This is a genomic window from Pseudomonas costantinii (assembly GCF_001870435.1).
In the GTDB taxonomy this organism is placed as follows: Bacteria; Pseudomonadota; Gammaproteobacteria; order Pseudomonadales; family Pseudomonadaceae; genus Aquipseudomonas; species Aquipseudomonas costantinii.
The window spans coordinates 52389-65912 of the sequence record NZ_MDDR01000003.1 but is presented as its reverse complement, the minus strand read 5'-3'; the positions used below and the strand labels follow the sequence as shown (position 1 = coordinate 65912).

The window sequence follows — 13524 nt, the reverse complement described above, 5'->3', positions numbered from 1 at the left end:
CCCCTGACTGATCGTTCCCACGCTCTGCGTGGGAACGATCAGATTAGTCGGCGCGTCGAAAGCGCATCTCCTCATAAGCTAATTCGAAAACGTTATTTATTTTCTGATTCTTAGATCATTTAGTCTCCTCAAACGCCGACCCTCGGCCGCCTGATTGAGGAGCTTCCCCTTGAAACTTTTAACCCCTCTGCGCCTCTTGGCCGCATTGTCCCTGGCCGGTGCCAGCCTGTTTGCCCAGGCGGCGGATGTAACCATTGCTTACCAAACCACCGTGGACCCGGCCAAAGTCGCCCAGGCCGACGGCGCGTATGAAAAAGCCACCAAGGCCAAGATTGATTGGCGCAAATTCGACAACGGCGCCGACATCATCGCCGCCATCGCCTCCGGTGACGTACAGATCGGCTACCTCGGTTCCAGCCCGCTGACTGCGGCCGTTACCCGCAAAGTGCCGGTAGAAACCTTCCTCGTCGCCACCCAGATCGGCGGCGCCGAGGCCCTGGTGGCCCGTAACGGTTCGGGGATCAACAGCCCGCAGGACCTGGTCGGCAAGAAAATCGCCGTGCCGTTCGTTTCCACCGGCCACTACAGCCTGTTGGCCGCGCTGAAACACTGGAACATCGCCCCCTCGAAAGTCACCATCCTCAACCTCGCGCCACCGGCAATCATCGCCGCCTGGAAACGCGGTGATATCGACGCAACCTACGTATGGGACCCCGCTTTGGGTGTGGCCAAGGAAAACGGCAAGGTGCTGATCACCTCCGGCGAACTGGCCAAATTCGGCGCACCGACCTTCGATGCGTGGATCGTGCGCAAAGACTTCGCCGAGAAACACCCGGAAATCGTCACTGCTTTCGCCAAGGTCACGCTGGATGCCTACGCCGCGTACCGCAAAGACCCACAAGCCTGGATCGCCGACAAAACTAACGTCGACAAACTGGTGAAGCTCTCCGGCGCCAAGGCCAGTGACATCCCGCTGCTGCTGCAAGGCAACGTCTACCCGCTGGCAGCTGACCAAGTGACCCTGCTGGGCGCACCGACCACCAAGGCGGTGACTGACACTGCTGCGTTCCTCAAGGAACAAGGCAAGGTTGACGCCGTGCTGCCGGACTACGCCCCTTACATCAGCGCCAAGTTCATCACTAACTGATTCAAGGAGTTCATTGCGATGGCCTTGCTACAACTGGAGCGCATCAGCGCACAGTACCCAGGCGCCACAGAACCGGTACTGTCTGACATTTCACTGGACCTTGGGCCCCAGCAATTGCTGGTGGCCCTCGGCCCGTCCGGCAGTGGCAAAACTTCGCTGTTGAACCTGATTGCCGGTTTTGTCGAACCGTCTGCCGGGCGCATCACCCTCGATGGCGTGCCGGTCAAAGGCCCCAGCGCGGAGCGTGGCGTGGTGTTCCAGGACGACGCCCTGCTGCCTTGGCAGGACGTGCTGGCCAACGTTGGCTTCGGCTTGGAGTTGGCCGGCATACCCAAAGCGCAACGCGAAATACGCGCCCGGGAAATGCTGGCGCTGGTAGACCTGGCCGGTTTCGACAGCCGGCGTATCTGGCAGCTCTCCGGCGGCCAGAAACAACGCGTGGGCCTGGCCCGCGCCCTGGCAGCAGACCCTCGGGTTTTGCTGATGGACGAGCCCTTCGGCGCCCTCGATGCCTTCACCCGCGAACAGATGCAGGAGTTGCTGCTGCAAGTGTGGCGGCGCACGGCCAAGCCGGTGTTCCTGATTACCCATGACATCGAAGAAGCGGTATTCCTCGCCACCGACCTGATCCTGCTCGCACCCAACCCTGGCCAAATCGTCGAGCGCCTGAGCCTGGACTTCGGCCAGCGCTACGCCGCCGGTGAATCGGCACGGGCGATCAAGTCCGACCCGCGCTTTATCGAAACCCGTGAACATGTGCTGGGCAAAGTGTTCTCCCAACGGCAGGTGTCCGCATGAGCAGCTACGAACTTCCCGCCACCGCCTCAAAGCCGGTGGCGCACGCGGTTATCCCGGTGCGTCGCAGCTTGAGCACACGTTGGATCAGCGTGCTGACCCTGGTCACCTTGCTGGCAATCTGGTGGGCGGTGACCGCCACCGGTTTGATCGAACCCCTATTCCTGCCACCGCCATCCGCCGTACTGCAAAAAGGCTGGCTGCTGGCGACCACGGGCTACATGGACTCCACTTTGTGGCAGCACTTGGGCGCGAGCCTCAGCCGTATCGGCCTGGGCCTGGGTTTTGCGGTTCTGACCGCCGTGCCGGTGGGCATCGCCATCGGTTCCAACCGTATTGCGCGCGGCATTCTCGACCCGCTGATCGAGTTCTACCGGCCGATTCCACCCTTGGCCTATCTGCCGCTGATCGTGATCTGGTGCGGCATCGGCGAGCTGTCCAAGGTGTTGCTGATTTACCTGGCGATCTTTGCGCCAATCGCCATCGCCACCGCAACCGGCGTGCGCACCGTCGACCCCGCCAAATTGCGTGCCGCGCAGTCGCTGGGGGCCACTCGCGCCCAACTGATTCGCCATGTGATTCTGCCGAGCGCCCTGCCTGACATCCTCACCGGCGTGCGTATCGGTTTGGGCGTGGGCTGGTCGACATTAGTCGCCGCCGAGTTGATCGCGGCCACCAGCGGCCTGGGCTTCATGGTGCAGTCGGCGGCGCAATTCCTGGTCACCGATGTGGTGGTGCTGGGGATCCTGGTGATCGCCCTGATCGCCTTCGCCATGGAAATGGGCCTGCGTGCCCTGCAGCGTAAACTGGTGCCGTGGCATGGCCAGGCACATTGAGTGAGAACAGCATGAGCAGCCTGACCGTTACCCCGCTAAGCACCGCCCTGGGCGCCCTGATCAGTGGCGTCGATATCACCCAGCCGTTGAACCTCAAAGACCGCGATGCCATTGAACAGGCGTTGCTCGCGCACTCGGTGCTGTTCTTCAGAGACCAGGCCATCAACCCGCAGCAGCAAGCACGGTTCGCGGCGAACTTCGGCGACCTGCATATCCACCCAATCTACCCCAACGTGCCGGAACAGCCCGAAGTGCTGATCCTCGACACCGCCGTGACCGACGTGCATGATAACGCCGTGTGGCACACCGACGTGACCTTCCTGCCGACGCCGGCTCTCGGCGCGGTGCTCAGCGCCAAGCTGTTGCCGGCGTTTGGTGGCGATACGCTGTGGGCCAGTGGCATTGCTGCGTATGAGGCGTTGTCCGAGCCGCTCAAACGCCTGCTCGATGGCCTCACCGCCACTCACGACTTCACCAAATCCTTCCCGCTGGAGCGCTTTGGCAACACTGCCGAAGACCTGGCGCGCTGGGAAGAAACCCGCAAGAAAAATCCGCCGCTGTCACACCCGGTGGTGCGTACGCATCCGGTGAGTGGCCGCAAGTCGCTGTTTGTCAGTGACGGGTTTACCACCAAGATTAATGAGCTGGAACCGGCGGAGAGCGAGGCGATTTTGAAGCTGTTGTTTGCTCATGCGACACGGCCGGAATTCACCATTCGCTGGCGCTGGCAGGAAAACGATGTGGCGTTCTGGGACAACCGCGTGACGCAGCATTACGCGGTGGATGATTATCGGCCGCAGCGGCGGGTGATGCATCGGGCGACGATTCTTGGAGATGTGCCGTTCTAGCGAGCAGATCATTCCCACGCTCTGCGTGGGAATGCAGCCATGGGCGCTCCGCGTCCGCTCTTGAAACCGTGACGCGGAGCGTCACAAGAGGCATTCCCACGCGGAGCGTGGGAACGATCATTACTCAGCGGTCGATGGCTTTTCCCACAAGTTAATCCCGCCTTCCTGCGCAAACCGATCGATTTCCGCCAGTTCTTCTGCGCTGAAACTCAGATTCTTCAACGCCCCGACGTTTTCAATGATTTGCTCTGGCCGGCTCGCACCGATCAGCGCACTGGTCACTCGCGGATCGCGCAGGGTCCAAGCCAACGCCAATTGCGCCAGACTCTGACCACGACGCTTGGCGATTTCATTCAAAGCACGCACATGGGCAATGTTCGCTTCGGACAAGTGCTTGGCCTGCAGCGAGCCGCCACCTGGGCGGTTCACCCGCGCATCAGCCGGTACACCATTGAGGTACTTGTCGGTCAACAAGCCCTGGGCCAGCGGCGTGAACGCAATCACACCGGCACCGAGTTCTTCGGTGGTATCCAGCAGGTCTTTTTCCACCCAGCGGTTGAGCAGGTTGTAGGCCGGCTGATGGATCAGCAACGGCACTTTCCACTCTTTGAGCAGCGCTGCTATTTCGCGGGTTTTTACGCCCGAATAAGACGAGATACCGATGTACAACGCCTTGCCTTGTTGCACGGCGGTGGCGAGGGCGCTGGCGGTTTCTTCCAGGGGGGTGTCGGCGTCAAAACGGTGGGAGTAGAAAATATCCACGTAGTCCACGCCCAGGCGTTGCAGGCTCTGGTCCAGACTCGCCAGTACGTACTTGCGTGAACCGCCGCCCTGGCCGTAAGGGCCGGGCCACATGTCCCAACCGGCCTTGCTGGAGATGATCAATTCGTCGCGGTAGTGCTTGAAATCTTCGCGCAGCAAACGACCGAAGTTGATCTCGGCGCTGCCGTAAGGTGGGCCGTAGTTGTTGGCCAGGTCGAAGTGGTTGATCCCTAGGTCGAACGCGGTGCGCAACAGGGCGCGCTGGGTGTCGATCGGGGTGCTGTCGCCAAAGTTGTGCCACAACCCCAGGGACAGTGCCGGTAGCACCAATCCACTGCGGCCTACGCGGCGATACGGGATAGATTCATAGCGGTTTTCGGCAGCAATGTACGTCATCGAATCCTCTCTGGGCTTAGGGCAAATAAGGCCTGGGAATAACCTTATTCCCAGGCCTTTTAACCAGCTGAATCGCTTAAGTCTGCCCTTCCGTTTTACAGCAATTTCCTACCAGAGTGGAACGACATAGCTGACATAGAAGCGGTTTTCATCTTGCACAGTGGCACCCGTAATATCCGGGCTGGCGTGAGCATTTTTCCAGGTCACGCCCAGGCCTTTGAGGGTGCCGGTCGGTACTTGGTAAGCCACCGCAATGTTACGTTCCCATTCGCTGGTGGTGCCCTGCACCGTGCGAATGTCATCACCGTGTGCATAAGCGGCGGAGAACGTCAGGCCGGTGAGGCCAAGCTTGCCGAAGTCATACTTGTACTGCGCCAGCCAAGTACGTTCACCCGCGTGCTGGAATTTGTTCAATTGCATGTTGGTCAGCGCCGGGGTGTCGGCACCTGAACCCGGACCCTGGCGGTTGTCGCCGCTGTTCAGGCCGGAGTCGAGGTACGGAAAGTCACTGTCGCCGCTGTTTTTCTGGATGCCCAAGCCGACGGTATGGCCGTCCAGGCTGTAGCTTTCAAGCAAGCTGGCGGTGGTTTGGTTGATGCGGCCCTTGCTCGTGCCGTCGCCGTAGAGACCGCTGGCGGAATAGTCTTTGTCGCCATCGGCGTTACCGCCCACACCCAAGCTGCGGAATACCCGCACATCGGTGTCGATCGCGCCTACCGACAAGGCGTCATGGCGTTTGGCACCGAGGAAGAACTGTTGGTAGTAATCCTCAAGGTTCGAATACCACAGGCTGACCGTGGTGTTCTGGATGCCGGTGTAGTCGGCCCCGCCGAAGAGAAAGCGATCGCTATCTTTAGTGCCACCGGCGGTGATCATGCCTTGGTCACTGGATTCGTTACGAATCTTGGTCTTGAAGATATCGCCGCCGGTGAAGGTGAAGTCAGAGACATCCTTGGACACCAGTTGCACGCCGGTGTTGGTCTGCTGGTACAGACGACCGTCGGTGTTGGCCAACACCGGGTTGTTGCCGTAGAGCGTGCCGACGCGTAGTTCATCCTTGGCAAAGCGCATCTTGAACGTCGGGCTCAATACACCGAACTGGTCAGCCGACTTGCCGTTGTCCAGCGGGAACATACTGCCGGGGTAACGGCCCTGATGATCCTTGTCGTTGAGGTCGCCACCGGAATCCAGTTTCAAACCGTAGAACGCCTGCAAGTCCAGGCCAAAACCGACTGGCCCTTCGGTGTAGCCGGACTTGAAGTTGAACTCGAAACCCTGGCCCCAATCACGAATGCTGTGGGCCTTGGCGGTGCTGTTCACCACATCACGCCCCTGCTGGTTGAGATAGCGATTGAGCAGGGTCACATCGGCATGGCTGTCATCGATAAAATCGGCGTGGGCGGACAGCATAAAGCTCGCCATGGCGGCACCCACCATAGGGCTTATTAACGTCTTCATTGTTACCGGTCTCCGTCACTGTTCTGAAATGAAAGCGTCAAACGCTTCACACAATTACGCAGTGGCCAGATGACAGTTCCGCGTCAAAGAGGGGCTTTGACGGATGAAATTAAGTTTAAGAAAGCCCCGTAGGACGGGGCTTTCAGGCTCTTTTGTGGGACTGGTGACTAGCGCACCAGGTGCAGGAACTGCAGGTGTCGCTCGTACTGGTCAAGGATGTCGTTGATGATCTGCTCCTTGGTGTAGCCCACCAGATCGTAGTCCTGGCTGCCCTCACTCAAGTGCACTTCCGCCCGATAATAGCGGCGGTTGTTGATCTCTTTTTTGCCCATGCCGCCCCGCGCAAACGACGGCGTAAAATAGCCGCGCATCTGTACCTGGTAGACAAACGGGCGCTCCTCGCCATGGCCGATTTCCAGGCTGACGCTGTCGTTGGCCGGGTCCGGTTGGGTCACGACATTCAGGCCTTTCTCGACAAACACCGCCGTCACTTCTTCGATCGCCGGGCGCACTGTCGATTCAAGGAAACGGTACACCTCATCTCGCGATGGGAAGTGCACGGCCTGACTCAAACGTTGGCGCCAGCCGCCTCGGCCCTTACGCGCAGCCGACACCGGTGCCAACGAATGCAGTTGGGCGATCTGCTTTTGCGACTCGAGATAGAAGGCCTTGTGCAGCCCCCACATCATCAGCAACAGGATCAGCGAGAACGGCAGCGAGGTCAGTACCACGGCGGATTTCAGCGAATCGATACTGCCGGCAAACAGCAACGCACTGGTGACCAATGCAGTCATCGCCCCCCAGAACACGCGCAGCCATTTCGGGCCGTCTTCATCGGCGTTGCCGCCTTTGGACGACAGGGTCGACAGCACTACAGTGCCGGAGTCAGCCGAGGTGACGAAGAACACGAAGCTGATAAACACCGTGACCGCGATTACCGTCTTGCTCCACGGGTAGGTTTCCAGCAGCAGGTAGAGGCTCATCGACGGGTCATCGATGGCCGACTGACCGAGCGCCGTCATCCCGTGGTTAAGCACTTGGTCGATGGCGCTGTTGCCGAAGATCGACATCCACGCCAACGTGAACCCCAACGGAATCAGCAGCACGCCAAACACGAATTCACGGATGGTACGGCCACGGGAAATACGCGCGATAAACAGGCCCACGAACGGCGACCATGCAATCCACCAGGCCCAGTAGAACACCGTCCAACCGCCCAGCCAGTCGCTGGGTTTGTCGTAGGCGTACACGTCGAAGCTCTTGGTCGGCAAGGCGCCCAGGTAGTCACCCAGGTTCTGAATCAGTGTGTTGAGCAGATGCTGGGTGGGGCCTGCGAACAACACAAACAGCAGCAGCGCACAGGCCAGCAGCATGTTGATGTCGGACATCACCCGCACGCCTTTGTCGACACCGGCGACTGCGACGAGGATCGCGGCACCCATCATCAGCGTGATCAGGCCGACCTGGATCCACTGGGTGTGGGCAATACCAAACAGGTAATCCAATCCGGAATTAAGGTGCAACACACCAAATCCCATGTCGGCACCCAGGCCGAACACCGTGGCGATGATGCCGAAACCGTCCACCGCGTAACCGATGGGGCCGTTGATGCGCTTGCCGATCAGCGGGTACAGCGCCGAACGCAACGCCAGCGGCAGGTTATGCCGATAGGCAAAATACGCCAGGGCCATGCCGACAAAGGCAAACACACCCCAGCCGTGCAGGCCCCAGTGCAGAAACAGAATCTGCATGGCTTGGCGTGCAGCGTCGGCGTTCATCGGCGCGCCCTGGGGCGGTTGCACCAGGTGCGTCAGCGGCTCGGAGACACAGAAGAAAAACAGCGTGATGCTGATCCCGGCGGCGAACAGCATGCCGGCCCAGGACAGGTAACTGAATTCGGGCTCGTCGTGGTCGGCACCGAGTTTTATCTTGCCGTAGCCCGATAGCGCGGTGACCACCACGAAGACCAGATACAGGGTCATCGCCAACATGTAGTACCAGCCGACCGTATTGGCCGCCCAGTTTTGCGCCGCCAGCAGCCAGGCACCGGCCTGTTGCGGGATAGCGATGACCGTGAGGCCGAACAGCAGAATGACGGTGGCGGCAAAGTAGAAAACCGGCGCATTCATGCGCACTTGGCCGCTGGATGGGGTGGACGATGCACTCATGAACGATGCACCCCGAGGAAGTGGGATGTGGCTGTCAATAACGGACTCAGCAAAGGTAAGCCTCCTGTTGTGAGCGGGCAGCGAACCACCGGATTTAACTTGAACGAGCATTCAAGTTAAACATGGATAAGCGGTCCGGGACTAATCGCAGGGCTGAGTGGTAGACAATTCCTACACTAGCTCAAGGAAAGGTATGACGGGTGGGGATGGCAAAACGTTCAGTGATTACTGAACGTAATACGCCTGATCATTCCCACGCTCTGCGTGGGAATGCAGCCTTGGACGCTCTGCGTCTGCTTTGAAGTCGTGACGCGGAGCGTCACGAGAGGCATTCCCACGCAGAGCGTGGGAACGATCAAATACTATTTCTGCGCCCCATCCTCATGCTGCAAATTCGCCTGGGTGATGTTCGCCCCTGCCGGCACGCTGCGGGTCAGCCATACATTCCCGCCAATCGTCGAACCCTTGCCGATGGTGATGCGCCCCAGGATCGTCGCCCCGGCATAGATCACCACGTCATCCTCAACAATCGGGTGCCGTGGATGGCCCTTCTGCAATTGCCCATCTTCATCTGCCGGGAAACGTTTGGCGCCCAGGGTCACCGCTTGGTAGATACGCACACGCTCGCCGATGATCGCGGTCTCGCCAATCACCACACCCGTCCCGTGGTCGATAAAGAAACTCGGGCCAATTTGGGCGCCCGGGTGGATATCAATACCCGTGGCCGAGTGAGCAATTTCCGCGCTGATCCGTGCCAGCAACGGCAAGCCGGCACGATACAAATGGTGGGCCAGACGATGGTGAATCACCGCCAGGATTCCCGGATAGCAGAGCAGCACTTCATCCACACTGCGCGCAGCCGGGTCGCCGTGATAGGCGGCCAACACATCGGTATCCAGCAGGCTGCGTAGCGAAGGCAAGGCCAGGGCGAAATCCTGGATCAGCCGAATGGCAAGCGCATCGACTTCGCTGTCATCCTTGGCGCCCTGGCGTGCGGCGTAACGCAACTCCAGACGGGCCTGGGCGAGCAAGGCATTCAATGCAACATCCAGGGTATGGCCGACGTAAAAATCTTCACTTTCTTCACGCAGGTCCACCGGCCCCAGGCGCATCGGAAACAGTGCCCCGCACAACGCTTCGAGAATCTGCGCCACCGCTTCACGCGACGGCAACTCGCGGCCGCCATGCTCACCACTCAACCGGCCATTGCGCGTTCGCCACTGGTCCCGGGCGTCGCGCAGTTGGCTGACGATGGTCTGTAATTGCCAATGACTGGAACGCTCACTCACGGTATTCACTCCTGACGAAATGGCCATCACTTTACGGTATGCACCCTGGCCGCCCTTAAGAACCAATGGTGTGATATTAAGAACTATCCGGAATAAGCGATTGGCGGTTGCCCGATGAAAAGTGCCTGCCTATAGTCGCCCCATCACTTAGCCACCGTGCGTAGCCATGATCAAACAACAGCTCGACCGCTTTAACCGTCTGGAACTGCTCGGCGGCGCCACCGCCCTGGAAAAACTCGAGCGGCTGTCGGCCTGGCTGGGCAGGGATATCTACGTCAAGCGCGACGACACCACGCCGCTGGCCATGGGCGGCAACAAGCTGCGCAAACTTGAATACCTGGCCGCCGATGCCATCGCTCAGGGGGCCGACACGCTGGTGACCGCCGGCGCGATTCAGTCCAACCACGTACGCCAGACTGCCGCCCTCGCCGCCAAACTCGGTTTGGGTTGCGTTGCCCTGCTGGAAAACCCCACCGGCACCGAAGACCCGAACTACCTGAGCAACGGCAACCGTCTGCTGCTGGAGCTGTTCGACGCCAAGGTGGAATTGGTGGAAAACCTCGACAACGTCGACGACCAACTCAACGCTCTCGCCGACCGTCTGCGCAGCAACGGCAAGAGACCGTACCTGGTGCCTATCGGTGGCTCGAATGCGCTGGGCGCCTTGGGGTATGTACGCGCAGGCCTGGAACTGGCCGGGCAGATCGAAGACAGCGGGATTAAATTCGCCGCCGTGGTGCTGGCGTCCGGCAGTGCAGGCACCCACAGTGGCCTGGCACTGGCCTTGAGTGAAGTGCTGCCGAACTTGCCGGTGATCGGCGTCACCGTGTCGCGCACCGACGAAGCCCAGCGCCCGAAAGTACAAGGCCTGGCCGAGCGCACTGCCGAGTTGCTGGGTGTGGATATCCCCGAGGCGTTCAAGGTGATCCTGTGGGACGAATACTTCGGCCCACGCTACGGCGAGCCCAATGCCGGCACCCTGGCGGCAGTCAAGCTGCTTGCCAGCCAGGAAGGCCTGCTGCTGGACCCGGTCTACACTGGCAAGGCCATGGCCGGCTTGCTGGATGGTATCGGGCGTCAGCGGTTTGAGGACGGTCCGATCATTTTCCTGCACACCGGGGGCGCGCCAGCGCTGTTTGCTTACGGCGCCGCATTCAACTGAATGAACGCGGGTTAAATGTGGGAGCTGGCTTGCCTGCTCCCACATTTGATGTTCATTGCTAACAACCAGTTATTCCAGATGGAAATAACAAATTGTTTTTATATTATTTTCAAGTCTTAAAAAGCGGCTTTATAGTCGCGCCGTAAGCGAAGACGCGCATCGCGCTTTAAGGCAGGATACGACTACTGCGTCACCTGCTTCGCTCAACATAAAAAACACAGGGGCTCTTCATGACTATTTCTGTATTCCGTCGCACATTATTAGTTGGCACTTTGGGTCTGGCGCTCGGCGCGGGTTGGTTGGGCCAGGCAGTTGCCGGCGAGCAGTTGGACAACATCAAGAAGGCTGGCGAGATCAAGGTTGGCCTGGAAGGCACCTACCCGCCGTTCAGCTTTGTCGGTGAAGACGGCAAACTCACCGGTTTCGAGGTCGAGTTCTCCGAAGCTCTGGCCAAGAAGCTGGGCGTCAAGGTCAAGCTCAGCGCTACTCCGTGGGACGGCATCCTCGCCGCCCTGGAATCCAAGCGCCTGGACGCGGTGATCAACCAGGTGACCATCTCGGAAGAACGCAAGAAGAAGTACGACTTCTCCAAGCCTTACACCGTTTCCGGTATTCAAGCGCTGACCCTGAAAAAGAACGTCGGCACCATCAAGACCGCCGACGACCTGGCCGGCAAGAAAATCGGCGTAGGCCTGGGTACGAACTACGAGCAATGGCTCAAGGACAACCAGCCTAAAGCCATCATCAAGACCTATAACGATGACCCAACCAAGTTCCAGGACCTGCGCATCGGCCGTACCGACGCCATTCTGATCGACCGTCTGGCGGCTCTGGAATATGCCAAAAAAGCCACCGACACCGCCGCCTCTGGTGATGCTTTCTCCCGCCAGGAAGCCGGCATTGCCCTGCGCAAAGGCGAGCCTGAGTTGCTCGCTGCTGTGAACAAGGCCATCGACGAACTGCGTGCCGACGGCACCTTGAAGAAGCTGTCCGAGAAGTACTTCAACGCTGACGTCACTCAATAATGGAAGCAGGTTTCCAACTCGCGCTGGACTCCGCGCCCTTTCTGCTCAAGGGCGCGTACTACACGGTGATTCTTAGCCTCGGCGGGATGTTTTTCGGCTTGCTGCTGGGCTTCGGCCTGGCCTTGATGCGCTTGTCACGTTTCAAGCTGGCAAGCTGGATCGCCCGGGTCTATGTGTCGTTCTTTCGCGGCACGCCCTTGCTGGTGCAGCTGTTCCTGATCTACTACGGCTTACCGCAAGTGGGCATCGAGCTGGATCCGATTCCGGCGGCCTTGATCGGCTTTTCGCTGAACATGGCCGCCTACGCCTGTGAAATCCTGCGCGCCGCCATCGCCTCCATCGAGCGCGGCCAGTGGGAAGCTGCAGCCAGTATCGGTATGACCCGTGCGCAGACCCTGCGCCGGGCCATCCTGCCACAGGCCATGCGCACGGCGTTGCCGCCGTTGGGCAACAGCTTTATTTCGCTGGTCAAGGACACGGCGCTGGCCGCTACCATCCAGGTGCCGGAGCTGTTCCGTCAGGCCCAATTGGTGTCTGCGCGGACCTTCGAAATCTTCACCATGTATCTCTCCGCCGCCCTGATCTACTGGATCCTGGCGAGCATCCTGGCGCATTTTCAAAATCGCCTGGAAGACCGGGTCAACCGGCATGACCTGGAGTCTTGAAGCATGATTGTGGTTGAAAAACTGACCAAACAATTCAAGGGGCAGGTGGTACTCAACGGCATCGACCTCGAGGTCAAGGAAGGCGAAGTCGTCGCCATCATTGGCCCCAGCGGTTCCGGCAAGACCACCTTCCTGCGCTGCCTGAATTTACTCGAAGAACCCACCAGCGGCCGCATCAAGGTGGGTGACATCGAGATCGACAGCAGCAAGCCGCTCAACCAGCAACAAGGCCTGGTGCGGCGCTTGCGCCAGCACGTCGGCTTTGTGTTCCAGAACTTCAACCTGTTCCCCCACCGCACCGCGCTGGAAAACGTCATCGAAGGCCCGATCGTGGTCAAGAAGATGTCGCGCGAAGCGGCGACCGAGCTGGGTCGCAAGCTGTTGGCCAGGGTCGGCCTGGCGGGTAAGGAAGCGTCGTACCCTCGGCGCTTGTCCGGTGGTCAGCAACAGCGCGTAGCGATTGCCCGTGCGCTGGCCATGGAGCCGGAGGTGATCCTCTTTGACGAGCCCACCTCGGCCCTCGACCCGGAATTGGTCGGCGAAGTGCTGGCGACTATCCGCAGCCTGGCCGAAGAAAACCGCACCATGGTCATCGTCACCCACGAGATGAGCTTTGCCCGTGATGTGGCGAACCGGGTGATCTTCTTCGACAAGGGCGTCATCGTGGAACAGGGCGAAGCCAAGGCGTTGTTTGCCAACCCCAAGGAAGAACGCACGCGACAGTTCTTGAGCAAGTTTTTGGCCCACTGACTCTCTTTGTGGGAGCTGGCTTGCCTGCTCCCACACAAGCGCGCTCCTACAGGGAGTACTTATTACCCCCCGTAAAACAACCCGCCACCCCCCCCTTAAAATCCCTCCTCCAGTCAGACTCTTCTGAATCTGCTCCAACCCACCGTTTAGCCTTTTGCCGCCATTGACGCCTCCTGCCCAACCCTCTTATCTAGCGCCCAGAGGATTGGATCCTATCCCGGCT

At 59.7% G+C, this 13524-nt stretch carries 12 protein-coding genes; 8 read left to right on the top strand and 4 right to left on the bottom strand.

What is annotated here, in order from left to right; genetic code table 11:
- Nucleotides 1-169 precede the first annotated feature (169 nt).
- The 4 genes from tauA to tauD are packed head-to-tail and all read left to right on the top strand — an operon-like array spanning nucleotide 170 to nucleotide 3626.
- Entirely contained in the window at nucleotides 170-1147 is a 978-nt protein-coding gene (gene tauA / locus BFL40_RS00390; RefSeq protein ID WP_071482550.1) for a taurine ABC transporter substrate-binding protein, read from the top strand.
- Between the two features lie 18 nt (nucleotides 1148-1165).
- Nucleotides 1166-1945 (top strand): taurine ABC transporter ATP-binding subunit, encoded by a 780-nt coding sequence (tauB, locus tag BFL40_RS00385; RefSeq protein WP_071482549.1) that lies wholly within the window; start codon nucleotides 1166-1168, stop codon nucleotides 1943-1945.
- A complete protein-coding gene (gene tauC, locus BFL40_RS00380) occupies nucleotides 1942-2778 on the top strand; it encodes a taurine ABC transporter permease TauC (RefSeq protein WP_071482548.1) in 837 nt (278 codons plus the stop codon). The genes tauB and tauC overlap by 4 nt, the downstream gene beginning before the upstream one ends.
- An 11-nt stretch (nucleotides 2779-2789) precedes the next feature.
- A complete protein-coding gene (gene tauD / locus BFL40_RS00375) occupies nucleotides 2790-3626 on the top strand; it encodes a taurine dioxygenase (RefSeq protein WP_071482547.1) in 837 nt (278 codons plus the stop codon).
- 120 nt (nucleotides 3627-3746) lie between these two features.
- Here tauD and mgrA read toward each other — a convergent pair whose 3' ends face one another.
- From mgrA to epsC, 4 genes are all read right to left on the bottom strand, one after another.
- Complete coding sequence (gene mgrA, locus BFL40_RS00370; RefSeq protein WP_071482546.1) at nucleotides 3747-4784, bottom strand: L-glyceraldehyde 3-phosphate reductase; 1038 nt, start codon at nucleotides 4782-4784, stop codon at nucleotides 3747-3749.
- Nucleotides 4785-4892: 108 nt separating this feature from the next.
- Nucleotides 4893-6221 (bottom strand): OprD family outer membrane porin, encoded by a 1329-nt coding sequence (locus BFL40_RS00365; RefSeq protein ID WP_083374580.1) that lies wholly within the window; start codon nucleotides 6219-6221, stop codon nucleotides 4893-4895.
- A gap of 188 nt (nucleotides 6222-6409) precedes the next feature.
- Nucleotides 6410-8371: a choline BCCT transporter BetT gene (gene betT, locus BFL40_RS00360; protein WP_218027751.1), complete on the bottom strand. Its 1962-nt coding sequence runs from the start codon at nucleotides 8369-8371 to the stop codon at nucleotides 6410-6412.
- A 401-nt stretch (nucleotides 8372-8772) separates the two neighbouring features.
- Nucleotides 8773-9699: a serine O-acetyltransferase EpsC gene (gene epsC / locus BFL40_RS00355; RefSeq protein WP_071482543.1), complete on the bottom strand. Its 927-nt coding sequence runs from the start codon at nucleotides 9697-9699 to the stop codon at nucleotides 8773-8775.
- A 166-nt stretch (nucleotides 9700-9865) separates the two neighbouring features.
- On the opposite strand from epsC, the gene BFL40_RS00350 reads away from it, so the two are divergent.
- The 4 genes from BFL40_RS00350 to tcyN all read left to right on the top strand — a co-directional run bounded on the left by BFL40_RS00350 (nucleotide 9866) and on the right by tcyN (nucleotide 13301).
- Nucleotides 9866-10861 carry a D-cysteine desulfhydrase gene (locus BFL40_RS00350; RefSeq protein ID WP_071482542.1) on the top strand — a complete coding sequence of 332 codons (996 nt, stop codon included), beginning with the start codon at nucleotides 9866-9868 and terminating at the stop codon, nucleotides 10859-10861.
- Nucleotides 10862-11091: 230 nt separating this feature from the next.
- Nucleotides 11092-11886, top strand: a complete 795-nt coding sequence (gene tcyJ, locus BFL40_RS00345; RefSeq protein ID WP_071482541.1) for a cystine ABC transporter substrate-binding protein — start codon at nucleotides 11092-11094, stop codon at nucleotides 11884-11886.
- On the top strand, nucleotides 11886-12551 hold the full coding sequence (tcyL, locus tag BFL40_RS00340; RefSeq protein WP_071482540.1) for a cystine ABC transporter permease: 666 nt from the start codon (nucleotides 11886-11888) through the stop codon (nucleotides 12549-12551). Before tcyJ ends, tcyL begins: the two co-directional genes overlap by 1 nt.
- 3 nt (nucleotides 12552-12554) lie before the next feature.
- Nucleotides 12555-13301, top strand: coding sequence for an L-cystine ABC transporter ATP-binding protein TcyN (tcyN, locus tag BFL40_RS00335; RefSeq protein WP_071482539.1), 747 nt, complete (start codon nucleotides 12555-12557; stop codon nucleotides 13299-13301).
- The last annotated feature ends 223 nt before the right edge of the window (nucleotides 13302-13524 follow it).